Here is a 23948-nt window from a genome sequence, read left to right on the forward strand (position 1 = left end):
CTCGGTACTAGCCCCGGTGCGCCAGTTCCAGCTGGAACACCAGGCGCTGCAGGAAGTTTTCCATGCGGCCATCCGGGTTCAGGAAGGCGCAGCCGTAGTGGTGGACGGTGTTGTCATCGAAACCCACCAGCCAGTGGCCCACCACCTGCATATCCACTTCCAGACGCCCCAGTTCCCCGAAATCGAGCCGGCATCGCTTGATGGTGGTGCCCACCGGCAGCTTGTCGGCACCCACCGCACGGGAGCGCAACCCCACGCCCGACAGCGAAAGGTCGGCGATATCGAGTTGCAGCGCGGTCTTGTCGGCTGAGTCCGGCAACTGGATCTCGCAGCGATAACCCTTGGTCAGCAGGGTGCGCGCGCGGAAATGACGGCGGCGCTGGAAGTGATAAAGCTTTTCCGGGAAGTCCGCGATGAATGCCGGGCCGCCTTCGAAGCGCGTGGCACCGGGAGCGCCGATGGTGAAATTCACCGGCACCCCGCGCAGCAGACCCGAAAACGCGTTCTGCTCTGACGACATCAGCGCCTGGCGGTCGCCATCGACGCGGCACCAGTCGAAGATGAAGGTCCGGTTGGCCGGGTCCACGTGCAGGATCGACGTCACGATTTCCGACCCCTTCCTGGAACGCACGTTCAGCAGGCACTTCTGCCAGGCCATGTCGCGCAGCACGGTGCCGATCTGCGAGCTGTGCGTCAGCCGATAGCGCTCGTCCGAATGCGTCGAGCCATGATCGTCCGGCTCGCCCTCGGCCTGGGATGGGAATTGGCCTGCCTGCGGCCCGCGGGGATCTTGAAGACTCATGGAAATACGCACTTCAAATGGTGGTTACGTCGCCGGCGACCTGGATTGGGGTGAACGACGCAACTCGCTGATATAGGGTCGGGCGGCCAGCGCCGCATGGTAAGCGCGCCCTCTTAGAGGCGCAAGCTCATGGGAAGGCCTTCGGCAAAATAATACGCAACTTTAGCGACAGACTTCCGAGGGGTAGCTTCCGCTACGCTTTCCGCGCCGAAAAACCACTACGTGCAAGGCTAGACGGCAAGCTCGCCACGCAGCCATTCGAGCAACGCCCGGCGGCGGGCATCGCGGGCAAATGGTACTGGCGAAATCAGATGATAGGCCGAGCCATCGGCCACGAAGCCAGCCGGCGCCACCAGCCGCCCATCGGCCAGTTCGTCGGTCACCATCAGCTCGGACGCCACCGCCCAGCCCTGGCCTGCGGCGGCAGCCTGCAGGCTCAGGTAAAAGTGCTCGTACCAGACGTCGTTCAACCGGTTCGGCTGTGCGAGGTGCCCCTCGGCACTCCGCGCCCAGCGCTGCCAGGCGTCAGGCCGCGTGCGCGTGTGCAACCTGACCATCTGGGCGGGCGGGACATCCGCCTGATCCGGACGACAGACCGGCCCCACTTTTTCCGGCAGCAATTCGCGCGTATGCCAGCGGGGATCGAAGGGGAAATCGTTACGCCGCAGTGCAACATCGATGCCGCTGGTGGCGAAATCCACCGACCCGCCCGCTGCCATCAGATGTAGCGGGATATCCGGATGCGCAGCGGAGAATCCGCCGAGGCGGGGAATCAGCCAGCGCATGGCGATGGTGGGCTCGCAGGACAGCACCAGCGCGGCAGCCGGGGCAGGCGCACGAATCTTTTCCACGGTGGTGGCCAGCAACTCCATGGACTGCGTGGCCGCCTCGTGCAGCGTCCGGCCCGCGTCCGTCAGGAAGACCGCCCGGTTGCGGCGCTCGAACAGCTCAACGCCTAGGGCCTCCTCCAGTTGGCGAATCTGGCGGCTGATCGCGCCGTGCGTCAGGTGGAGTTCCTCGGCGGCCCGCGCGAAGTTCTGATGGCGCGCAGCGGCCTCGAAGAAGCGAATCCATCCCAGCCAGTGCATCGCAGTCATGCCAATCAGTCAGTTTTTCTCACGGAATCCGGCGAGTATATATCGCTTTGCGTACCCAATTCTGCGAGACAAAATGCCAGCCTGAACCTCGACCATCTCTCACGAAAACTGACTGAAATGCTCCCCTCCACTGAATTGCTGGCCGTTGCCACGATCACCATCCTCGCCGTCATCAGTCCGGGCCCGGACTTCGCGATGGTCACGCGCAACAGCTACATCTCAGGCCGACGCACGGGCCTGCTCTGCGCACTGGGTATCGCGCTTGGCGTGCAGGTGCATGTGGCGTACACGATGTTCGGTGTCACGCTGCTGATCGCCCATGCCCATGCGCTGCTGGGGGCGATCAAGTTGCTGGGGGCGGGCTATCTGATCTGGATCGGCTTCCAGACGCTGCGCAACCGGACGCCGCTGACGGTGGACACGTCGGCCGCGCCCGCCATCTCCGGCGCGGCGGCGCTGCGCATGGGATTCCTGACCAATGCGCTGAACCCGAAGACCACGTTGTTCGTGGTCAGCACCTACACGCAGGTGGTGAACGTCCATACGCCGCTGCCAGTGCAATTCGGCTACGGCCTGTTCATGTCGGTGGCGCACTGGGCGTGGTTCAGCCTCGTCGCCTGGGCCTTCGGTTCAGCCGCGTTGCGCACAGCCATGCTGCGGCGTCAGCGGTTACTGGATCGGCTGATCGGCTCGACGCTGTGCGGACTGGGCGTCGCGCTCGGGGTCAGCAATCTGGGATAAGGGCGAGCGAAGCCTGGCGCATGGCAGGCCGATGCAGCGTGCCTTCCAGCGACAGCAGCGCACGTTTGCGATCCACACCGCCCGCGTAACCGGTCAGGTCACCCGACGCGCCCACAATGCGATGGCACGGCACGATGACCGACAGCGGGTTGCGCCCCACCGCGCCGCCCACGGCCCGCGAATGGCTGGGCGGTAGGCCGATGCCCGCCGCAAGCTGCCCGTAGGTCGACATCTCGCCAAAGCCGATGTCGCAGAGCGCCTGCCAGATCCTTTGCTGGAACGGGCTGCCGGCGAACCGGATCGGCACCGTGAAGACCTGCAGAGATCCGTCGAAGTACGCCTGCAGTTCCTCCTCGGCCTGCGCCAGCACGCGTGCATCGGCACCGGACACCACACCTTCCTGCGCGGAGTGCTCGGGATAATATTTCTGGCCCGAGAAGAACAAGCCCGTCAGCGCACCGGCTTCGGCGCGCAGCAGGATATGGCCCAGGGGGCTGTCGATGATGCGGTGGTGTTTCATGCTGCCTGCTCCTCCTGTTCGATTGCGCCACCTTGCTTGAGCACTTCGTATCGGTGCCACAGGTGGATTGCCGCATAGGCACGCCATGGCGCCCAGTGCACGGTCATGTTCTGCATCGCGCGGACAGTGCTGACGCCCAGCACCTTGCGCAACGCGTAGTCGGTGCCCGGAAATGCATCGGGCCAGCCCAATGCACGCATTGCCACGTACTGCGCCGTCCAGTCGCCAATGCCTTCGATCTCGCGCAGCCGCGCCACGGTATCGTCGGGGGCCGCGTGCGGGTCCAGCCGGATCTCGCCCGCTGCCACCTTGCGCGCCAGCGCGCGGATCGAGCGGATCTTGCCCATTGCCACGCCAGCCGCCTGATAGTCCGCATCGGGCAACGCGGCCAGGGCCTGCGCGGTGGGAAAGGCGTGGGTCAATGGGGCGGCGTGCGGTACGGAGATCAAGCCCGCCCGCGCGTCCTCGGGCAGGGCATCGCCTGCGATCTGCACCAGCCGCACGAGGATGCGCCGTGCCTGCACCACCGAAATGATCTGGCCGATGATGGCCCGCACGGCAATCTCCAGTCCATCGAACGTGCCGGGCAGCCGCATGCCGGGCGTGCCGGCCGCGAGGTCGCCTAGATGGGCATCGACGATATCGGGCCGGCATCCCAGATCGCACAGCCGGCGGACCTTGCCCAATGCCTGTGGAATCACCCGGGCCAGCGATACGGACAAGGTCACGCGCACCACAGTCCGCTTCGGCACATGTTCGAGCCGCACCCAGCCCAGATGCCGCTGGCCGTCGGCGTCGATTGCGATCGTCCGCGTGTAGACCCCGCCGTGCGACTGTTCGACACCATCCACGATTCGCACATTCAGGAATTCAAGCCACTCGGCCCATGCCAGCGGCGGACGGTATCCCAGTTCGAACACCAGTCGATCCGCCATGCCGTCAGCGGCGCGGCGGCGCATGGCCAGCGGCGTCAGCCCGTAGCGTTCCTTGAGCACATCATTGAAGCGCCGCACACTGCCGAAACCCGCCGCCAGCGCCACTTGCGTAACCGGCAGCGTGGTATCGGTCAGCAGCCGCTTGGCCAGCAGCAGCTTTTGCGTCTGGGCGTACTCATGCACGGACACGCCGAACTCGGTGTCGAACAGGCGCCGCAAATGCCGCTCGGTCACGCCGATGCGCGCGGACAGTTGCGCCACGCCCGCCTCGGCCATGAATCCTTCGTCGATCAGCGTGGCGGCGGCTTGCGCCAGCCGCCCCGAGATGTCGGCCAGGCCATGGCCGGGCGCCAGTTCGGGCCGGCAGCGCAAGCACGGCCGGAAGCCATGCTTCTCCGCTGCCGCCGCCGATTCGTAGAACGTGCAGTTCTCGCGTTTGGGCGTGCGCACGGCGCAGATCGGCCGGCAATACACGCCCGTGGACGACACGCCGACGAAAAAGCGTCCGTCAAAGCGCCGGTCATGCGAGGCGATGGCCTTGTAGCAGGTGTCGGGATCGAGTTCCATGCCGTGCATCGTACGCCTTTGGTGTCGATCGAATGCGCTGGAATCGGACATTCGCCTCGGGCTCTTCCTGCGCCGCGCCATGCGCTGGATCATGGGCGAAATGTCCCCGATTCTGAAAGTGCGTTGGGCCGCGTTCCGCAGTACCCGGCAGCGGCTAGAATCTGCTCACTTGCGGCGTCAGGCGCCGCGTTCGGAGTTTTCATGGTCCGTCGTTGTTCCGTTGTCCGCATCGTCACCATCGCCGGCCTCGCCTGCGCACTGCTGGCCGCTCCTGTTTCTGCCGCAAAGATTGCCGGGAAGCCGGCGTCTACCGCTGCGGCGGCCGCGCCCGTCGCACGCGCCACGCCGGTGACAACCGTCGAAGGCATCACCGAATACCGCCTGCCCAACGGCCTGCGCATCCTGCTCGCCCCCGACGACGCCCAGCCCACCACCACCGTCAACATGACGTATCTGGTGGGCAGCCGCCACGAGAACTATGGCGAAACCGGCATGGCGCACCTGCTAGAACATCTGCTGTTCAAGGGCACACCCTCACTGCCCGGTCGGACGATTCCCACCGAGTTCGCGCGGCGCGGCATGCAGTACAACGGCACGACCAATCAGGACCGCACCAATTACTTCCAGACCTTCGCGGCCAGCGACGACAACCTCGACTGGGCGCTGCGCATGGAAGCCGACCGCATGGTCAACAGCTTCGTGGCGCGAGCCGATCTGGACAGCGAGATGAGCGTGGTCCGCAACGAGATGGAGATCGGTGAGAACAATCCCATGCGGATGCTGCAGCAGCAGATGTATGCCGCCGCCTACCGCTGGCATAACTACGGCAAGGCCGTGATCGGTGCGCGCAGCGATGTGGAGCGCGTGGGGATCGAGAACCTGCAGGCGTTCTATCGGCGCTATTACCAGCCCGACAACGCCGTGCTCGTCGTGACCGGCCAGTTCGATCCGGCCCGCACGCTCGCGCGGATCGAGCAGGCGTTCGGACCGATTCCACGCCCCACGCGCGTGCTGCCGCCCGAGTACACCGTGGAGCCGCCGCAGGAAGGTTTGCGCGAGGTCACGCTGACGCGCTCTGGCGACAGCCGCATCGTGGCGACCATGTACCACGTGGCACCCGGCGCCCATGCCGATAGCACGGCACTGGACCTGCTGTCGGTGATCCTGGCCGATACCCCGGGAGGCCGCCTGGAGCGCGCGCTCGTGGATACGCGCAAGGCAGCCTGGCAGGGCTCGTACTTCACGACGATGAAGGACCCCGGCGTGATCGGATTTGCCGCAGGCACCAGCAAGGATCGTCCCATCGAACCGGTGCGCGACGCCCTGGTCGCCACCGTGGAAAGTCTCGCAACGCAGCCGGTCACGCAGGAAGAACTGGAACGCGCACGCGTTCGCCTGCGCAACGCATTCGAGAAGACGCTGAATGATCCAGCCGCCTATGGCATTGCATTGTCCGGCGCCATTGCCAAGGGCGACTGGCGTCTGTTCTTCATCGCGCGCGACCGCGTGGAATCCACCACGCTTGCCGATGTGCAGCGCGTGGCCGAGAACTACTTCCGGCCCGCCAATCGCACGGTCGGCGAGTTCATTCCCGGTGACCGGCCGCAACTCGCTTCCATTCCCGCTTCGCCGGACGTGGCCGCGCTGACGCAGGGTTACGCCGGCAAGCCGGCCGCTGCGGCGGTGGCGGCTTTCGACCCCGCGCCCGCCAACATCGACGCCCACACGCTGCGCGAGACGCTGCCAAACGGCATGCAACTGGCCCTGCTACCCAAGCCCACGCGGGGTGGCGCGGTCCACGGCACGTTGATCCTGCGCATCGGCAGCCTGGAGACGCTACAGGGCAAGGTATCGACAGGAGCGATGACGGCGGCCATGCTCGATCGCGGCGCGGGCGGGTTCGCCCGTCAGCAGATCGCCGATCGCTTCGAGGCACTGAAAGCCAATGTGTCGGTGTCTGGCAGCGCCGAGCGGGTGACCGTGCGTTTCGAGACGCGCCGCGAGTACCTGCCGGACCTCATGGCATTGTTGCGGACGGTGCTGCGCATGCCCACCTTCCCCGGCAACGAGCTGGAAACGCTGCGCGCCAGCAGCATCGCCGGCATCGAGAGCCAGCGCAGCCAGCCGGGTTCGCTGGCGCCCATCGTGCTGGGCCGGCACGGCAACCCCTATCGTCTGGGCGATCCGCGCTACACGCCAACCTTCGACGAGAGCCTGGCCGAACTGCGCGCGGTGACGCTCGATGACCTGCGCGATTTCCACGCAAAGTACTACGGTGCCGAACACGCGCAATTGGCCATCGTTGGCGATTTCGATGCGGCGGATGCCTCGCGCCAGGCCGCATTGCTGTTTGGTGACTGGCGCGCGCAGGTGCCTTTCGAACGTGTGGATCGTCCCTTCATCGACATTCCGGCCTCGCAGTTCACGCTCCAGACAGCAGGCAAGGCAAACGCCGTGTTCGCCGCGTCGCAACCTATCGACCTGGTCAGCGATTCCCCCGACTACCCCCTGATGCTGATCGCCAGCCGCGTGCTCGGCGGCACCGGCATGCGCAGCCGTCTGGCTGACCGCCTGCGCCAACGCGATGGCATCAGCTACGGTGTATCGAGTTCGATCAACATTGGCGCGCTGGACCGTGCGGGACGCTTCGGACTCTGGGCCATGTATGCGCCGCAAAACCTTCCCCGCCTGCGCAAGGCCGTGGACGAGGAAATGGCGCGATTCGTACGAGAGGGCATTACGGCGGAAGAACTATCGGAAGCGTCCAACGGCTTGCTGGAGCAAGGCAAGATCAGCCGCACACGCGACGGTGCACTCGCCGGCGCTCTGGCTAACCAGGCTTATCTGGGCCGCACGATGGCGCACACCGCCGAGATCGAAATGCGGATCCGCACCGCCACGCCTAGGGCAGTCAACGACGCCATCCGTCGCTACCTGGGGTCTGCGACGCTGTCGCAAGCCTTTGCCGGAGATTTCGGCGCGGCGCCCGGCAATGCCGCGGGCGCTTCTGCCGCACCCGCCGCGTCGGGCGGCGGCGCCCCGGCTACCGAAGCCGGAGCGCCGGGCAATCCTTGAGCGCGGGAGACGTTACGTCAGCCTTGAGACGCGCCACCGAACACTGTATATTCATACAGTGTTTTTCAGACTAGAGGTTTGGATGTCCATCGAACGAGCTGGCAGCAAGGCAGAAGCGCTGAGGCTTCTGGATGCGAATCGAGTGTTTGCGCTTGAGCTGGATTACGAAACGGGATGGCAGGATGCCGTGGAGCTCGGCCGGCTTGGAGACAAGCGCGGCATCAAGGTGCAGTATCGCGGACAGGAAAGCGTGGCTGTCCGTTCCCGCGACGCCCTGCTGGCAGGCCTTGGCAAACCCAAGACCACATTCCGGCAGCGGAATCTCTATTGCCAGTTCGATCTCGGGCTGCTGGCCGATCACGAACTGGAACAACTCGAAGCCAAGGCGACCCGCCTGGGTGACTACATCCTGGCTGGTCACCTGCTGCGCGAGGCCGACAGTATCTGGTCCTGAATCGGGGATTACTGCCAGACCCGCGTGGCACCGGCCCAACGCGCTGCTGCCGACGTATGCATGACCGCGCAGCCGGCCTCGGTGGCAGCCGACGACGCATGGTCGGTGCCATCGATCGACGTTGCACACAGCACGGCGGTAACCAGGGTCTTGATGTCGCCTCGCCCGGATGCGGCCAGCGCGGCGAGCCGCTCGTGGCCGTCCAGCACGATCAGGCTGTCACCGGAGCCGGGGCGCAGTTCCAGCGCATAGAGATGGTCGCATTCGCATCGCATGCGGCCCCCTGACACCGCCACGACAATCGCACTGGGCAACGCCAGGCCGGACTCGCGCACCGTATCGCGCAGTCGATCCAGATGGGCCTGGGCGCGATAGTCGCGCGCCGAATGCGCAGGCTCCGGCCCGTTCGTGAGCGCGATCAGTTCGTCGGCCGACACCACCAGCGTGTATGCCTGGACCGTCGTGCGATACGTCGCCACGACGGCGCGCAGGCGATGCACGGCATCACTATTTGCAGCGACCAGCCCTTGCGGAGCCGTTACCTGGATATTGCTCATCCTGTCTCCTGCCTCTTGTGCCCTGCCCCGATGTGCCCGGGCTAGCTAACCGGGACGCCGGACGGCGCCCGCCCCGAAATCAGTCGCGCAGCAGTTGCTTGGCGATGATCAGTTGCTGGATCTGGGTGGTGCCCTCGTACAGGCGCAGCAGGCGCACGTCACGATAGAACCGTTCGGCCTTGTATTCGGCGATGTAGCCGGCACCGCCGTGGATCTGCACGGCACGGTCGGCGACGCGACCCACCATTTCCGTACAGAACATCTTCGTGCAGGACGCCAGCATGCTGACTTCCGGATCGCTCTTGCCGGCCGGCTTGGCGTCGTAGCGCTGCGCGCAGTCGCGCACCATCGACAGACCCGCGTACAGTTCGGCCTGGCTGTCGGCCAGCATCGCCTGGATCAACTGGAAATCGCCGATGGGCTTGCCGAACTGCTTGCGTTCCTTCGCGTATTCGACGGCATCGGTAATCAGGCGGTGCGCCATGCCGCATGCCAGCGCCGAGATATGCAGGCGACCGCGGTCCAGCACCTTCATGGCCGTCTTGAAGCCCACGCCCGGCACGCCGCCGATGATGTTGGCGGCGGGCACGCGCACGTTCTCCAGCACCACGTCGCAGGTCTTGGTGCCGCGCTGGCCCATCTTCTTGTCGGGTTTGCCCAGCGAGATGCCCGGCGTATCGGCCGGAATGATGAACGACGAGATACCCGATGCGCCCTGGCCGCCCGTGCGGGCCATCAGCGTGAACGCACCCGCGCGCGGGGCATTCGTGATGAAGCGCTTGGTGCCGTTGATGATGTAGTGATCGCCGTCGAGTTCGGCGCGGGTTTGCAGCGAGGCGGCGTCGGAACCGGCATTCGGTTCGGTCAGCGCAAACGAGATGACCAGTTCGCCGCTGGCGATCTTCGGCAGGTAGTTCTGCTTCTGTTCCTCGGTACCGTCCATCAGGATGCCCTGCGAACCGATGCCGACGTTCGTGCCGAACACCGAGCGGAACGCAAATGCCGTGTGACCGAGGTCATAGACCACATCGCATTCCTGCGACATCGACAGGCCGATGCCACCGTATTCCTCCGGAATCGAGATCCCGAACAAACCCATTTCCTTCATGTCGGCCACGATGTCGGCCGGCACATCGTCGATTTCCTCGAGCGTGTCTTCGGCGGGCTTCAGGCGTTCATCGATGAAACGCTGCACGGAAGCGCGCAGCAACGAAAAGGATTCGGCGTCGAGGGCCATGGCAAATCTCCGGATAAGTCAGTACACCTGCAATGGCCGCCCATACTACGCCGGCCAATAATTTTGACAATCCTCGCCAACTTGGACAGAACCGACAGGAATATTTGACAATACTCTTCGGACTGTCTATTCGTCACATTTGCGGCGTGCCAGCGCTTCCCGCGTATAGCCGAACATCACGCGCAACTGATGCTCGATGGCATCGGCCTGGTCGAGGCAGGCAAACACCAGATCGTCCTTGAATTTCTGCGTCACACCTTTCAGGCGCGGGGCTTCGTACGAAATCCGGCGTGCGCGGCAACGCATCTCCAGCAAGTCTGCTTCGGAGGCAGTGCGCAGGCTTGCCTGATGGACGCGATCGCATTGCACGAGATCGGGCTCGGCGCAGACAAGCGCCGGCGCCAGCAGCAATGGGAAAAGAAAAAATCGGACCGGAATCATGGAACAAGGAGATTGAAAGGCTCGCCATGCAGAATCGCTCTGCATCATTGCGCAGCCCGCGGCACCGTGCAAGCTAACCGCATGACGTTATGCAGACCAGTGAAATTTTTCGTCGACGCACGGCGCAATAGGAAACTCTTTCCACCTGGCGGAACAATCCCCTGCAAACCCGCTACTGGCAAGGGCTATGCTGGAGGTCTCTCCGGAGTCAGACGCTGCCCCCATGGGCGATCGGCGGATTCCACGATAGGCTAACCACGCAAACGGGCATCCCGGGATGCGTCCCCCGCCGGATTCCATGCCGGACACGCACCCTCGCCCAGTTCCCATTCAGCGGTGCCAGCACGCCGCCAAGACCACAAGCACCTATGACAGACATCGCCTCTCCCGCCAACGTCGGCTCGCCACCCACCGCTGAAGAAACCAGAAAACGCGTCTTCGCGATCGTCGCCGCGTCGTCAGGCAATCTGGTCGAGTGGTTCGACTTCTATATCTACGCGTTCTGCGCGATCTACTTTGCGCCGTCGTTCTTTCCGAAGGCCGACCCGACCGCACAGTTGCTGAACACCGCCGGCGTCTTCGCGGCCGGCTTCCTGATGCGTCCGATCGGCGGCTGGCTGTTTGGCCGCATCGCCGACCGCAACGGCCGCAAGAACTCGATGCTGATCTCCGTGATCATGATGTGCTTCGGCTCGCTGCTGATTGCGTGCCTGCCCACGTATGCCGCCATCGGCAACTGGGCACCGGCACTGCTGCTGGCGGCGCGTCTGCTGCAAGGCTTGTCCGTGGGCGGGGAGTACGGCACCACCGCCACCTACATGAGCGAAGTGGCGCTCAAGGGTCGGCGTGGTTTCTTCTCGTCGTTCCAGTATGTGACGCTGATCGGCGGCCAGTTGCTGGCCGTGCTGGTCGTGGTGATCCTGGAACAATTGCTGACCGAAGCAGACCTGAAGGCCTGGGGCTGGCGCATTCCGTTCGTGGTAGGCGCCATCACGGCAGTTGTGGCCCTGCTGCTGCGCCGCACGCTGCATGAGACCAGCACGGCCCAACAACGCAACAGCAAGGAAGCCGGCAGCGTGACCGAACTGTTCCGTCACCACAAGGCCGCGTTCTTCACGGTGCTCGGCTATACGGCAGGCGGCTCCCTGATCTTCTACACGTTCACCACGTACATGCAGAAGTTCCTGGTCAACACGGCGGGCATGCCGATCAAGACCACGAGCTACGTGATGACAGGCTGCCTCTTCCTCTACATGTGCATGCAGCCGATCTTCGGCGCGTTGTCGGACCGCATCGGCCGCCGCAACAACATGCTGCTGTTCGGTGCACTGGGCGCACTGGCCACGGTGCCGATCCTGACCGCACTCAAGACCGTGTCGAGCCCCGAACTGGCCGGCCTGCTGATCTGCATCGCGCTGGCTATCGTCAGCTTCTACACGTCGATCAGCGGCATCGTGAAAGCCGAGATGTTCCCGCCCGAAGTGCGTGCGCTGGGCGTGGGCCTGGCCTACGCCGTGGCCAACGCCATCTTCGGCGGCACCGCCGAATACGTGGCACTGGGCCTGAAGTCCATCGGCCACGAAAACACGTTCTACTGGTACGTCACCGGCATGATGGTCCTGGCCTTCCTGGTCAGCCTGCGTCTGCCGCGCCAGGCGAAGTATCTGCATCACGAGCATTGAGACCTGGCCCTGCGCCAGTTCTACGCATCGCATCACGGCCCGCCTTTCAGGCGGGCCGTTTGTTTTTGCGGCGATTGACCGACAGGACCAAACCCTATAATTTGGACCTGTTTCTCAACTCCCTCGATCCGCAATGGGACAACTTCGGGCTCCAAAGACGCTTCCCGCAGAGCTTGATGCACTGCCGGTGGAACACGTCAGCGAATACGTTCTCGAATTCGCCCGCGCTCACCACATCGAGTTCTCCCGCTCAGGTGTGGACGACTGGTCCGAGGCCGTCACCCGGGCGGCCGGCGACGACGTGGCGCTCGATGCCACCGAAAAGCTCCTGGTGACGCTCAAGAAGCAGCAGTTGATCAGCGGTCGCCAGATGGCACGGCTGATGACGAACCATATGCGTGAGCGCAAGCATGTTCGACCCGTTCAGTGATTTCGAGACTGCGGGTTATCTCAGAAATTTTGAAGGACTCAAGGACCCCGACGAGATCAAGGTTCAGGAGCATGCATTCTTCGAGGCCAACCTTGAGGAAGCGCTGGATCGCCTGAGCAATCATAACGGCCCACTGGCATACGAGCATTTCCTTGAAGTGCACGCGATTCTCTTCCAGGACTTTTACCCTTGGGCCGGACAGGACCGCCACATGCTGGACGTGGGCCGCCTCGTCGAGAAAGGCGATGTGCAGTTCGAAGTTGCGGAACGCAGCCGCCAGGCAGTGGAATGGGGACTGCGCATGGGCAACGATACCCGGACCATTCGGCTGAAGCCAGGTGCAGTCATGGGAGCGTTTGCCTGGGGCCATCCGTTTCTCGATGGCAATGGCCGTACGATGCTGCTGGTACATACCGCGCTCTGCGCACGCGCGGGATTCTCGATCGCCTGGCAGCTGACGCGCAAGAATGAGTACTTGCGGGCTTTGACGGCCGAGATCAGGACACCGGACCAAGGTGCACTCGATGAATATTTCAGGCCGTTGATTTCGCCGATGTCGTCCAGAGACGACTGGTTGTCACAGATCATCGCACTGCCCGGCCTTGATGGCAGCCAGATGGATGAAAACGTTGCTTATCAGGCAAACGACGCTGATGCTGTCGAGCGATATACCGAAGCTGCCCGAACTCGGGCACAAAGCCTCGATCCATCCAACAGCCAACCGTGAACTCCATGGCAAACTAAGGGGCCTTCGGGCCCCTTACTCTTTTCCAGCCCCGCAACCCGCCGCGTCCGCCTCATGGATCTCAATGCCCTGCGCCTGTTCGTCGATATTGTCGACGCCGGGAATCTCAGCGCCGCTGCGCGCAAGCTCAAGATGACGCGTGCCAATGTCAGCTATCACCTGAAGGCGCTGGAAGAGGAGCTTGGGGTGCAGTTGCTGCGCCGGACCACGCGTCATGTGGAACCCACGCCGGTGGGTGCCGGGCTCTACGAGCATGGGCGCAACATCCTGGGCGAGGTGGCCGCCGCGAATGCGCTCATCAGCAGCATGGGCAAGAGCCTGCAGGGCCATGTGCGATTGTCCGTACCCACGGGGTTGGGTCATGCGATGCTCTCGCCGCTACTGGTGCAGTTCAAGCAGCGCTATCCCGACATCGTGCTCGATGTGGTCTTCGACAACCGCATCCACAACCTGGTCTCCGAGGATGTGGAGGTGGCGCTGCGCATCATCTCCACGCCGCCGGACTCCGTGGTGGCGACCGAGATCGGCACGGTGGACTGGGTGGTCTGCGCCGCACCGTCCTATCTGGAGGGGCGCACGCAACCCGCGCTACTGGCCGATCTGACCACGCATGCCATCGTCTGCGCCTCGCCGATCGGGCAGAAGCTCAAGATTGCGGGCGTGCGCGTTGAAAGCGGTCGCAACAATGGCGGCGAACGCGAGCAGGTGGTGCTCGATCCGACGCTCAGTTCCGAGAACTTCGCGTTCCTGAAGGATGCCGTGGTCAGCGGCCTCGGCATCGGCATCTTTCCGCTTTATGCCGTGGCGGGTGACCTGGAGACTGGCACGCTGGTGCCGTTGCTCGACCACTATCGCATCAGCGTCTTCGGCAGCAAGCTGTTCATGCTGACGATGCCCAACCGCTACCAGACCATGGCAACGCGCTATCTGCTGACCTTCCTGAAGACGGAGTTGCAGGCAATCTGGCCTCGCGTCCGCGGCGCCAATGCCTATAGTGAGAGCACCGAGGACTAGACGGCGCGGTGCGCCGAAGGAAGGCGAATCATGGCAATGGCAGGCACGCTGGCCGGCCGGCTCAGCCGGATGAACAGCCAGTTCGATATCGTGCATCACCCTTACAGCCTCAGCAGCATGGCCACTGCACAGGCTGCCCACGTTCCCGGCCACCGGCTCGCGAAAACCCTGCTGCTTGAAGACGAGAGCGGTTACGTGACTGCCGTGATCCCCTCGAATCATCATCTGCAGATGATGGCCATTCGCGACCTTTCGGGCCGAGATCTCGTGCTGGCACATGAAGACGACATCCGCGAAGTCTTTAAGGATTGCGAGCTTGGCGCGATCCCGCCGTGCGGCATGTCGTACGGCATGCAGACCTATGTGGACGAAAGCCTGTTCGACGAACCCGAAGTCTGGTTCGAGGCGGGCGATCACATGGAACTGGTGCACATGGCGCGCGATCAGTTCATGACGTTGATGGGCGACGCGCAACGCGGCCGCTTCTCGCACGTCATGATGTAGGGCCGTCGATCCCGCGTCACGCTACCCCCCATCCGGCAGCGCCGCCCCCACAGCGGCGCTGTCGTCTTTCAGATCCACGCCCGAGCGACCCAGCGCCACCGCACCGCGCAGCAGGAAGACCAGCCGGTCAGCCGCCTGCGCGTACGGCAGCCCTTCCGGTCGCACGTTCGAGATGCAGTTGCGCTGCGCATCGGTGCGTCCCACGCGCGGATCGTAGGTCAGGTAGATGCCGAGGCTATCCGGCGAACTGAGTCCAGGCCGCTCGCCAATGAGCATCACCACTTGCCGCGCGCGCATGCGTTCGCCGATGTCATCGCCCAGCGCCACGCGCGCCTGTTGTGCCACCACCACCGGGCCGATGTGCCATTGCCTCAATCTTGCAAGCACCGCCTGCAACATCGGCACGCCATGCCGCTGCGCGGCCAGCGCAGACAGACCATCGGCAATCACGAACACCACGTCGAATGGCGGCGTGCCCGGCTGCAAGGCTGCGGCCCCGGCATCGTCAAGTCGCCGTCCTAGATCGGGCCGCCGCAGATACGTTTCGCGATCCGGCGCAGCGCTATGCACCTGCAGCACGTCCTGCCCGGCCTCGCGCAATGCGGCATCCATCGCACGGACATCGAGCGGCAGATGCACCGCATCGCGCGCCTGGGCATGGGCCAGGCCGAAGGCAAGCACGGCGTCCGTGGTCTGCGCATGGCCCGTGCGTCCGATACCCACCCGGGCGCGCGTGAACCGGCGCAGGCGGCTCCACGGGTCGGCGGTCGTGATATCCGCTGGCGTGTCAGGCATTACAGTCTCCTGGCTTCAAAGGGATCAGATCGATGCCGCCATCGCCAGCAGTGGCTGCCGCGCGGCGGGTTCCAGCAGACGCCCTGCGTCGTCGAGGATGCCCATGTGTTGCAGCCACGTCTCGAATTCCGGCGCTGGACGCAAACCCATCGTCTCGCGCAGGTAAAGCGCGTCATGGAACGCCGTGCTCTGGTAGTTCAGCATGATGTCGTCGGCGCCCGGCACGCCCATGATGAAGTTGATACCCGCCACGCCGAACAGCGTCAGCAGGTTATCCATGTCGTCCTGATCCGCCTCGGCGTGATTCGTGTAGCAGACATCGCAACCCATCGGCACGCCCATCAACTTGCCGCAGAAATGGTCTTCGAGCCCCGCGCGGATGATCTGCTTGCCGTCGTAGAGATACTCAGGGCCGATGAAACCCACCACGGTATTCACAAGCAGCGGTTCGAATCGGCGCGCCACGGCATAGGCGCGTGCCTCCATCGTCTGCTGATCCACGCCGTGATGCGCGTTGGCCGATAGCGCACTGCCCTGCCCTGTTTCGAAATACATGACGTTGTGCCCGACCGTGCCGCGCCGCAGCGACAACGCCGCCTGGCGCGCCTCGTCGAGCAAGGCCAGCGAGATCCCGAAAGCCTCGTTGGCCGCCTGACTGCCGGCCACGGACTGGAAGACGAGGTCCACGGGCGCACCCTGCCCGATGGCACGCAGCGTGTTGGTGACATGCGTGAGCACGCACGACTGCGTGGGCACCGCGTACCGTTCGCGAATATCGTCGACCAGTTTGAGTAGCGCAACGATGGCACCGAGGTTGTCGCTGGCGGGGTTGATGCCGATGGTGGCATCGCCACAGCCATACAACAACCCATCGACGATGGAAGCGGCGATGCCGCGCGGGTCATCGGTCGGATGGTTGGGTTGCAATCGCACCGAGAGTCGGCCCGGCAGACCAATGGTGTTGCGCAAGCGCGTGACGACGCGGCATTTGCGCGCCACCGCAATCAAGTCCTGGTTGCGCATCAGCTTGCTGACGGCGGCGGCCATCTCCGGCGTGATGCCGGGCGCTACGCGAGCGAGCGTGGCGGTATCGGTCTCGTGGCGCAGCAGCCAGTCGCGGAAATCGCCCACGGTCAGGCTGGCCAGTTCGGCAAACGCCGTGGGGTCGTGGCTGTCGACGATCAGTCGCGTGACCTCGTCGTCCTCATACGGCACCACGGCTTCGTTCAGGCACTGCACGAGCGGCATCTCCGCCAACGCCATGCGCGCAGCCATGCGCTCCTCCTCGCTGCCTGCCGCCACGCCAGCCAGCGCGTCACCCGAGCGGGCCGGGCTGGCGCGCGCCAGCAACGTGCGGAGGTCGGCAAAGACGTGCCGGCGGGCGCCGACGGTGTGGGTAAATGCCATGGCGGTCGGTCTCCCGGCTGGTTTGCGCCGTCCGTTGCACTTCTTTCCAATATAGGCGACGAGGCGATGCAAGGTTCGCGCCCGAGCGCTGCCGCCGGGCAGGCCGGCAGTTGTCCGGTCATACTGACTTGCCATTGTTACGCGCCACATCGACAATCAGCGCCTGCCGTACCCTTTTCCCTTCTGCGCAACGCTTTCAGCAAGAACCTCAGCGAAAACATGTCCCGGCTGGATCCAGAACATCCGCAAGACCGCCTTGAAACAGGCGCCCCCTCCTTCTCCGCCGCCCCGCCGAGGCGTTGGTTCACCGTCACGGTCGCTTCCTACCTTGTTGTGGCTGGCGCGCTGCTGCTGGTGATGCAGGCCAATCTGGTGGCTGCGCTGCTGTCGGGCCTGCTGCTGTATTCGCTCGTCGATGTGCTGGCCCCCCGCCTGACGCATTCGCGCCGGGACGCCATTGCCGTAGCCATTTTGTCAGCCATCATCCTGCTGGCGCTGACCGGGGGGATCTGGGCGTTGATCCGCTTCCTCGACATCGACAGCGCCACCATCAACCGGCTGCTCGACCACGCCGCCGACATCATCGACCAGTCTCGCGCGCAGTTGCCGGCCTGGATCAGTGATTACCTCCCGAATGGCGTGGAGGAACTGGGCACCACGTTGATCTCCGCGCTGCGCGCCCACGCGCAGATGGCACAGAAGCTGGGCACCGACATCCTGCGCACGCTGCTGCATATCGTGCTGGGCCTGGTCATTGGCGCGATGGTGGCGCTCTACCGCGCCATCGCCCGACCCAACCGTCGCCCGCTGGCGGCGGCGCTCATCGACCGCGCGCGCACGCTGCAGCAATCGTTTGCGCAGTTCATCTTTGCGCAGATCCAGATCTCGCTGATCAATACGTCGCTGACCGCGGCCTACCTGCTGATCGTGATGCCGTTGTTCGGCCAGCACCTGCCGCTGTCGAAGACGCTGGTCGTCATCACGTTCGTGGCCGGGCTGCTGCCGGTGCTGGGCAACCTGATCTCGAATACGGCCATTGTGATTGCGTCGCTGTCGGTGTCGCTGCCGATCGCCATCGTCTCGCTGCTTTACCTCGTGGTCATCCACAAGCTCGAATACTTCCTGAATGCGCGGATCATCGGCGCGCGTATACAGGCCGCCGCGTGGGAACTGCTGACCGTGATGCTGGTGATGGAAACGATCTACGGCATCCCGGGCGTGATCGCCGGCCCCATCTTCTACGCCTACCTGAAGCGCGAACTGGTGAACGCCGAGCTGGTATAGCCGCAACGGCGATTTGTTAACTCGTTGATTCCATAGGGATGTCGTACGCAGAAATTGGTACGACCAATCTCGTTACGATTGGTCGCTTTCCACGCGACTACGCACGAAATCGATATGAGTCTGCATCGCCGTGCGGGCTTCTTCGGGCCGGCGTGACAGGATGGCGTCGCACAGCGTGCGGTGCTGAAGCAGCAGCAGGTCCGATGAATCGGCATCCGATTCGCGCAATCCAGTGCCATTGATGGTGATGTGCTCCCGCAACATGCCGATCACGCTGGTGTGCAGGTGCAGGAACATCGTGTTGTGTGAAGCCAGCGCAATGGCGTCGTGCAGTTTTGCATCGGCATCGGCCTCGGCGGCCTTGTCGTCGTCCGCGCGCGATGTCTCCAGCGCCCTCATCAACCCCCGTATACGTTTGAGGTCCGACGCGTCCGCGCGCAGCGCGGCGAAGTACGCCGTCGCGCCCTCCAGCACGCGCCGGAATTCGAGGATGTCGTCACGCAGCGCAGGATGGTCGGCTACCAACTGGCCCCAGGGCGACGCGATACCCGTGCGCAACTGATCGGTCACGTACACACCCGCCCCGCGTCGGCTTTGCAGCAGGCCCCGCGCCGCCAGGCGCTGAATGGCCTCGCGGATGGTGTTGCGCGATACACCATATTGCTCCGCCAGCAGACGCTCCGCAGGCAGGCGCGCGTTGACCGGCCACGTGCCGTCCAGCAACGCGGTCTCCATCCTGCGCATGATGTCTTCCACGCGGTTGCGCACCCCTCCCATCGCTCCTTCCTTTCTGTCTGCCAACGCGTCAAGACAAAATTGGCCCAACCAATTTGTACTCCGGCGCGAGAGCGGGAATTATGCGCTCAAAAATGTTGCCGCGCCCGCCCCAGACCGGAATGCGCAGCGGCGCCATCCGGAGGCAGACAATGCAATCCAGGCAATACCCCACAACCGCCCCGTCGCAGGTGTATCTGTTCGGCACCTGTCTCGTCGACCTGTTCGTCCCGCAAGCCGGCCTCGACGCCGTGCGCCTGCTGGAGCGCGAAGGGCTGACCGTCCACTTCCCGCGCGGCCAGAGTTGCTGCGGCCAGCCGGCCTACAGCAGTGGCAATCCCGAGCAAGCGCGCAAGGTAGCGCGCGCGCAGCTCGACCTGTTCCGCGAGCCATGGCCGATCATCGTGCCCTCCGGCTCGTGCGGCGGCATGATGCGTCACCACTGGCCCACGCTATTCGCGGAGGATCCCGAGACGGCTGCACTGGCCAGCGACATCGCCAGCCGCACCTACGAACTTGCCGAATTCCTGCTCAACGTGCTGCATGTGCGCTTCGACGATCTGCCCGCTGGCGATCACGAGCGCGTGGTGCTGCACACCTCCTGCGCGGCGCGGCGAGAAATGGAGACGCGTGTGCATGGCGTGGCGCTGGTCGATGCACTGCCCGGCGTGACGCGCATGGAGCACGAGCGCGAATCCGAATGCTGCGGCTTTGGCGGCACGTTCTCGCTCAAGCACGCCGATATCTCCGGCGCGATGGTGCGCGACAAGGTGGCCTCCGCCTGCGCCACCGGTTGCGACCGGCTGGTCTCCGCCGATTGCGGCTGCCTGCTCAACATCGGCCACGCCGCCGCGCATGCTGGCGCACCGCTGCCCGTGGAGCATCTGGCGTCGTTCCTGTGGCGCCGGACCGGAGGTGCCGCATGACCGCGATGAGCGCACGCGAACGCATGCTCGGCCGCCTGCGGGCTGCCGTGCCGACATCGGGCCAATCGCTGGCCGCCGATACCGCCGCGCTTGATCGTCGCATCGATCAGCACTTCGATACGCGTCGCGGCGAGCGACCCTCCCTTTCCACGATGATGGTGTCGATGCAGGCCGCGCTCACGGCCTCGCATGCGGATGTGATCTGTGCCGATGCCACAAGCTGGCCCGCGCGCGTTGCGCAACGTCTCGCTGACGCTGGCGTGCGCCGCCTGTTGCTCGACACACAGCGACCCGAAGGTGCAGCACTGGTAGCCGCGCTGCCCGCAAGCACATCCGCCGTGACCTTCGACTGCCCCATCGATACGTGGAAAGCCGAACTGTTCGACACCATCGATGCAGGCTTCACCGTCGCACGTTCCGGACTGGCCGCTACCGGCACGCTCATCGTGACGCCCGACAGTGGCTCGCCGCGCACGATGTCTCTTGTGCCGCCGATTCACATTGCGCTGGTGTATGCCTCCACGCTGCATCCCGACCTGCATAGCGCGGTGCGCGCAGAAGACTGGGGCGCTGGGTTGCCGACCAATCTGGTGATGATTTCCGGCCCGTCGAAGACTTCCGATATCCAGCAGACGCTGGCCTACGGCGCACATGGTCCGCGCCAGCTATGGGTGGTGATCGTCAACGACGTCGATGTCTCCCTGCAACCGGAGGCTGCGCAATGAGCCAGCAAACCCTGCACTTCGTGCCTTCGGCCGATTTCCGCGCACGCGCTCGCGAAGCGCTCGACGATCCCAAGCTGCGCAAGAGCTTTCGCGGTGCGATGGACTTCCTGCAGCAGAAGCGCGCCGTACAGTTTCCCGATGGCGATGAACTCGAACACCTGCGCGATCTCGGTGAAGCCATTCGCCAGCACGCGCTCGCCAATCTGCCTGACCTGCTGACGCAACTCGAAACCAACCTCACGCGCGCTGGCGTGCAAGTGCATTGGGCCGAGACTGCCGAGGAAGCAAACGCGATCATCCACGGTATTGCCCAGCGGCACGCCGCGAAACGCGTGATCAAAGGCAAGTCGATGGCCAGCGAGGAAATGGAGCTGAACCATTACCTCGCCGAGCGTGGCATCGACTGCATCGAGTCGGACATGGGCGAGTACATCGTGCAGATGGCTGGCGAAAAGCCATCGCATATCGTGATGCCGGCGATCCACAAGACCAAGGCCGATATCGCCGCGCTGTTCGAGCAGAACATCCCCGACACGCCCTACACCGAAGACGTTGACGACCTGATCCAGACGGGTCGCCGCGCACTGCGGCAGGCATTTGTGCAAGCCGATATCGGCCTGTCAGGTGTCAACTTCGCCGCTGCCGATACGGGCACGCTGTGGCTCGTGGAAAACGAGGGCAATGGCCGGCTCTCCACCACGGTGCCCAATGTACATGTGGCCGTGATGGGCATGGAAAAGGTTGTAGCGAAGCTTGCCCACATCGTGCCGCTCTCGAGCCTGCTGACGCGTTCCGCTACGGGCCAGCCGATCACCACGTACTTCAACCTGATCTCCAGCCCGCGCAAACCGGGCGAGCAGGATGGCCCGCGTGAAGTGCACCTCGTGCTGCTCGATAACGGTCGCAGCCAGGCGTATGCCGACGCGCAGTTGCGCGCCACGCTGCAATGCATCCGCTGCGGCGCGTGCATGAATCATTGCCCGGTCTATACGCGCATTGGCGGCCACGCTTACGGCACCACGTATCCAGGCCCTATCGGCAAGATCATCTCGCCGCATCTGCTGGGTCTCGACGCCACGGCGGATCTCGCCACGGCATCGAGCCTGTGCGGCGCATGCGGCGAAGTGTGCCCCGTGCGCATTCCGATTCCGCAATTGCTGGTGCGCCTACGCACCGAATCGAATCGCAATCCCGACGAGGCCGTGCCGCATCCGCTGAAGGGACAAGGCGCGAAGTTCAGCCGACGCGAGCATCTGGTCTGGCGCTTCTGGAGCGGCGCATTCGCGCATCCTGCTGCGTATCGCGTGTTCCGCTGGGCCGCCACGCGCCTGCGCGCGCTGACGCCGTCTGCGCAGATGGGATGGACGCAGCATCGCAAGCCGCTCACGCCCGCGCCAAAGAGCCTCTCGGATCTGCTGGCCGAACGCGACCAACCCGAGTAGCGGCACGCCACGCGCGCAGCCGCCGCACAAGAGTTCAAAGAACCGACACACCACCAAGGAGACCACCAGTGCAAGCCTGGACCCAGATCTATACGCCGCTCGGCAGCCTGTGGCTGTCCGCGCTCGCGGCGGCCATCCCCATCATCTTCTTCTTTGTCGCGCTGGCCATCCTGCGCATGAAGGGCCATGTGGCCGCCGCCATCACGCTGGCGTTGGCACTGGCCGTGGCGATCCTCGCCTATGGCATGCCCGCACCGCAGGCGCTGGCCGCCGCCGGTTTCGGCTTTGCGTACGGTCTGTGGCCGATTGCGTGGATCATCATCACCGCAGTGTTCCTCTACAAGATCGTCGTCAAGACCGGCCAGTTCGATGTCATCCGCGCATCGGTGCTGTCGATCACCGATGACCAGCGACTGCAGATGCTGCTGATCGGCTTTGCATTCGGCGCGTTTCTCGAAGGTGCGGCAGGCTTCGGCGCGCCGGTGGCGATCACGGCTGCGCTGCTCGTCGGCCTGGGTTTCAATCCGCTCTACGCTGCCGGCCTTTGCCTGATTGCGAACACGGCACCCGTGGCGTTCGGCGCGATGGGTATTCCGATCATCGTCGCGGGACAGGTGACCGGGATCGATCCGATGCATATCGGCGCGATGGCAGGCCGTCAGTTGCCACTGCTCTCGCTGGCTGTGCCGTTCTGGCTCGTTTTCATGATGGATGGGTGGAAAGGCGTGCGCGAGACGTGGCCCGCTGCGTTCGTGGTGGGTGGCAGCTTTGCCGTGACGCAATACTTCACGTCGAACCATATCGGGCCGGAACTGCCGGACATCACCTCTGCACTGGTGAGCCTGATTTCGCTGGCCGCGTTCCTGCGTATCTGGCAACCGCGTTCGGCATCGCAAACGGCTGGCGGTTCCGTCGGTGCGGGCGGCACGATTGCGATGGCTGGCATGGGTGGCGGAATGAGTGGAGGCATGGGGACACCGTCGCAACGCAAGGCGTCGCCGTACACGTTCGGGCAGACCGTGCGCGCCTGGGCGCCGTTCGGCATCCTGACCGCCATCGTTACGGTGTGGAGCCTGCCGTCCTTCAAGGCACTGTTCGCCGCCAACGGCGCGCTGGCCGGCACGGTGCTGAAGTTCAAGGTGCCGATGCTCGATCAGCTCGTCATCAAGACCGCACCGATCGTCGCTTCGCCCAAGCCTTACGAAGCCGTGATGAAGCTCGATCTGCTGTCGGCGGTGGGCACCGCGATCCTGCTGACGTCGATCATCTCGGTGATCCTGCTGCGCATGAAGCCACGCGACGCCATCACCACGTTCTACGAAACGCTGCTCGAACTGCGCCGCCCGATTCTCTCGATTGGACTGGTGCTGGCGTTTGCATTCGTCGCGAATTACTCGGGAATGTCTTCGACGCTGGCGCTGCTGTTGGCCGGCACGGGCGCGGCCTTCCCGTTCTTCTCGCCGCTGCTGGGCTGGCTCGGTGTGTTCCTGACCGGCTCCGATACGTCTTCAAACGCGCTGTTCTGCTCGCTGCAACACACCACCGCGCATCAGATCGGCGTCTCGGACACGCTGCTTGTTGCAGCCAACACCACGGGCGGCGTCACCGGCAAGATGATCTCGCCGCAATCGATTGCCGTGGCTTGCGCGGCCACGGGGTTGGTGGGCAAGGAGTCGGAACTGTTCCGCTTCACGGTGAAGCACAGCCTGCTGTTTGCGTTCATCGTCGGGGTGATCACGATGGTGCAGGCGTATTGGTTGACGGGGATGATTCCGGGGTAAATCAGCTCCCCTC

Annotated in this window: 23 protein-coding genes; 13 read left to right on the forward strand and 10 right to left on the reverse strand. The window is 64.3% G+C overall.

The genetic code is table 11. The features are described from left to right. Positions 1-7: 7 nt before the first annotated feature. Entirely contained in the window at positions 8-802 is a 795-nt protein-coding gene (locus GA566_RS25045; RefSeq protein WP_137927595.1) for a flagellar brake protein, read from the reverse strand. Between the two features lie 230 nt (positions 803-1032). Beyond that, positions 1033-1890, reverse strand: coding sequence for a LysR substrate-binding domain-containing protein (locus GA566_RS25050; protein ID WP_160474749.1), 858 nt, complete (start codon positions 1888-1890; stop codon positions 1033-1035). Between the two features lie 126 nt (positions 1891-2016). On the opposite strand from GA566_RS25050, the gene GA566_RS25055 reads away from it, so the two are divergent. Beyond that, complete coding sequence (locus GA566_RS25055; protein WP_137927594.1) at positions 2017-2640, forward strand: LysE family translocator; 624 nt, start codon at positions 2017-2019, stop codon at positions 2638-2640. On the opposite strand, the gene GA566_RS25060 is transcribed toward GA566_RS25055, so the two are convergent. Together GA566_RS25060 and GA566_RS25065 are read right to left on the reverse strand one after the other, a co-directional pair. Further along, the gene (locus tag GA566_RS25060; RefSeq protein ID WP_160474332.1) at positions 2624-3160 is read right to left on the reverse strand and encodes a methylated-DNA--[protein]-cysteine S-methyltransferase; all 537 of its coding nucleotides are present in this window, start codon (positions 3158-3160) and stop codon (positions 2624-2626) included. The genes GA566_RS25055 and GA566_RS25060 overlap by 17 nt on opposite strands. After that, positions 3157-4662 carry an AlkA N-terminal domain-containing protein gene (locus GA566_RS25065; RefSeq protein ID WP_160474333.1) on the reverse strand — a complete coding sequence of 502 codons (1506 nt, stop codon included), beginning with the start codon at positions 4660-4662 and terminating at the stop codon, positions 3157-3159. The genes GA566_RS25060 and GA566_RS25065 overlap by 4 nt, the downstream gene beginning before the upstream one ends. A gap of 201 nt (positions 4663-4863) precedes the next feature. Between GA566_RS25065 and GA566_RS25070 the strand changes: the two genes are divergently transcribed. After that, positions 4864-7737, forward strand: coding sequence for a pitrilysin family protein (locus tag GA566_RS25070; RefSeq protein ID WP_160474334.1), 2874 nt, complete (start codon positions 4864-4866; stop codon positions 7735-7737). A gap of 82 nt (positions 7738-7819) precedes the next feature. Beyond that, positions 7820-8191, forward strand: a complete 372-nt coding sequence (locus tag GA566_RS25075) for a PHA-granule associated protein 4 (protein WP_137927590.1) — start codon at positions 7820-7822, stop codon at positions 8189-8191. Positions 8192-8199: 8 nt separating this feature from the next. Here the strand turns inward: GA566_RS25075 and GA566_RS25080 are convergent, their stop codons facing one another. From GA566_RS25080 to GA566_RS25090, 3 genes are all read right to left on the reverse strand, one after another. Then, complete coding sequence (locus tag GA566_RS25080) at positions 8200-8748, reverse strand: hypothetical protein (RefSeq protein WP_137927589.1); 549 nt, start codon at positions 8746-8748, stop codon at positions 8200-8202. Positions 8749-8827: 79 nt separating this feature from the next. Then, the gene (locus tag GA566_RS25085; RefSeq protein ID WP_160474335.1) at positions 8828-9985 is read right to left on the reverse strand and encodes an acyl-CoA dehydrogenase family protein; all 1158 of its coding nucleotides are present in this window, start codon (positions 9983-9985) and stop codon (positions 8828-8830) included. 126 nt (positions 9986-10111) lie between these two features. Further along, a complete protein-coding gene (locus GA566_RS25090) occupies positions 10112-10354 on the reverse strand; it encodes a hypothetical protein (RefSeq protein WP_249359653.1) in 243 nt (80 codons plus the stop codon). Positions 10355-10794: 440 nt separating this feature from the next. On the opposite strand from GA566_RS25090, the gene GA566_RS25095 reads away from it, so the two are divergent. From GA566_RS25095 to GA566_RS25115, 5 genes are all read left to right on the forward strand, one after another. After that, complete coding sequence (locus tag GA566_RS25095) at positions 10795-12108, forward strand: MFS family transporter (RefSeq protein ID WP_137927586.1); 1314 nt, start codon at positions 10795-10797, stop codon at positions 12106-12108. A 133-nt stretch (positions 12109-12241) separates the two neighbouring features. After that, positions 12242-12538 carry a hypothetical protein gene (locus tag GA566_RS25100; RefSeq protein WP_137927585.1) on the forward strand — a complete coding sequence of 99 codons (297 nt, stop codon included), beginning with the start codon at positions 12242-12244 and terminating at the stop codon, positions 12536-12538. Then, complete coding sequence (locus GA566_RS25105) at positions 12519-13265, forward strand: Fic family protein (RefSeq protein ID WP_160474336.1); 747 nt, start codon at positions 12519-12521, stop codon at positions 13263-13265. Before GA566_RS25100 ends, GA566_RS25105 begins: the two co-directional genes overlap by 20 nt. A gap of 72 nt (positions 13266-13337) precedes the next feature. Next, complete coding sequence (locus tag GA566_RS25110; protein ID WP_160474337.1) at positions 13338-14297, forward strand: LysR family transcriptional regulator; 960 nt, start codon at positions 13338-13340, stop codon at positions 14295-14297. A gap of 30 nt (positions 14298-14327) precedes the next feature. Further along, positions 14328-14801 (forward strand): aminoacyl-tRNA deacylase, encoded by a 474-nt coding sequence (locus GA566_RS25115; protein ID WP_137927582.1) that lies wholly within the window; start codon positions 14328-14330, stop codon positions 14799-14801. 21 nt (positions 14802-14822) lie between these two features. On the opposite strand, the gene eutC is transcribed toward GA566_RS25115, so the two are convergent. Continuing rightward, the gene (gene eutC, locus GA566_RS25120; RefSeq protein ID WP_160474338.1) at positions 14823-15596 is read right to left on the reverse strand and encodes an ethanolamine ammonia-lyase subunit EutC; all 774 of its coding nucleotides are present in this window, start codon (positions 15594-15596) and stop codon (positions 14823-14825) included. 24 nt (positions 15597-15620) lie between these two features. Further along, on the reverse strand, positions 15621-17003 hold the full coding sequence (locus GA566_RS25125) for an ethanolamine ammonia-lyase subunit EutB (RefSeq protein WP_160474339.1): 1383 nt from the start codon (positions 17001-17003) through the stop codon (positions 15621-15623). 219 nt (positions 17004-17222) lie between these two features. Here GA566_RS25125 and GA566_RS25130 point away from each other — a divergent pair, with 219 nt between their 5' ends. Continuing rightward, positions 17223-18287 carry an AI-2E family transporter gene (locus tag GA566_RS25130; RefSeq protein WP_160474340.1) on the forward strand — a complete coding sequence of 355 codons (1065 nt, stop codon included), beginning with the start codon at positions 17223-17225 and terminating at the stop codon, positions 18285-18287. Positions 18288-18359: 72 nt separating this feature from the next. Here GA566_RS25130 and GA566_RS25135 read toward each other — a convergent pair whose 3' ends face one another. Then, the gene (locus GA566_RS25135; RefSeq protein ID WP_160474341.1) at positions 18360-19031 is read right to left on the reverse strand and encodes a FadR/GntR family transcriptional regulator; all 672 of its coding nucleotides are present in this window, start codon (positions 19029-19031) and stop codon (positions 18360-18362) included. A 182-nt stretch (positions 19032-19213) separates the two neighbouring features. Between GA566_RS25135 and GA566_RS25140 the strand changes: the two genes are divergently transcribed. From GA566_RS25140 to GA566_RS25155, 4 genes are all read left to right on the forward strand, one after another. Further along, the gene (locus GA566_RS25140) at positions 19214-19987 is read left to right on the forward strand and encodes a (Fe-S)-binding protein (protein WP_160474342.1); all 774 of its coding nucleotides are present in this window, start codon (positions 19214-19216) and stop codon (positions 19985-19987) included. Between the two features lie 5 nt (positions 19988-19992). Then, positions 19993-20712 (forward strand): lactate utilization protein C, encoded by a 720-nt coding sequence (locus tag GA566_RS25145; RefSeq protein ID WP_160474750.1) that lies wholly within the window; start codon positions 19993-19995, stop codon positions 20710-20712. After that, positions 20709-22154, forward strand: coding sequence for a LutB/LldF family L-lactate oxidation iron-sulfur protein (locus tag GA566_RS25150; RefSeq protein WP_160474343.1), 1446 nt, complete (start codon positions 20709-20711; stop codon positions 22152-22154). Before GA566_RS25145 ends, GA566_RS25150 begins: the two co-directional genes overlap by 4 nt. Before the next feature lie 68 nt (positions 22155-22222). Beyond that, entirely contained in the window at positions 22223-23935 is a 1713-nt protein-coding gene (locus GA566_RS25155; RefSeq protein ID WP_160474344.1) for a lactate permease LctP family transporter, read from the forward strand. Positions 23936-23948 lie beyond the last annotated feature (13 nt).

Origin of the sequence: Cupriavidus sp. SW-Y-13 (assembly GCF_009793345.1) — a bacterium.
In the GTDB taxonomy this organism is placed as follows: domain Bacteria; phylum Pseudomonadota; class Gammaproteobacteria; order Burkholderiales; family Burkholderiaceae; genus Cupriavidus.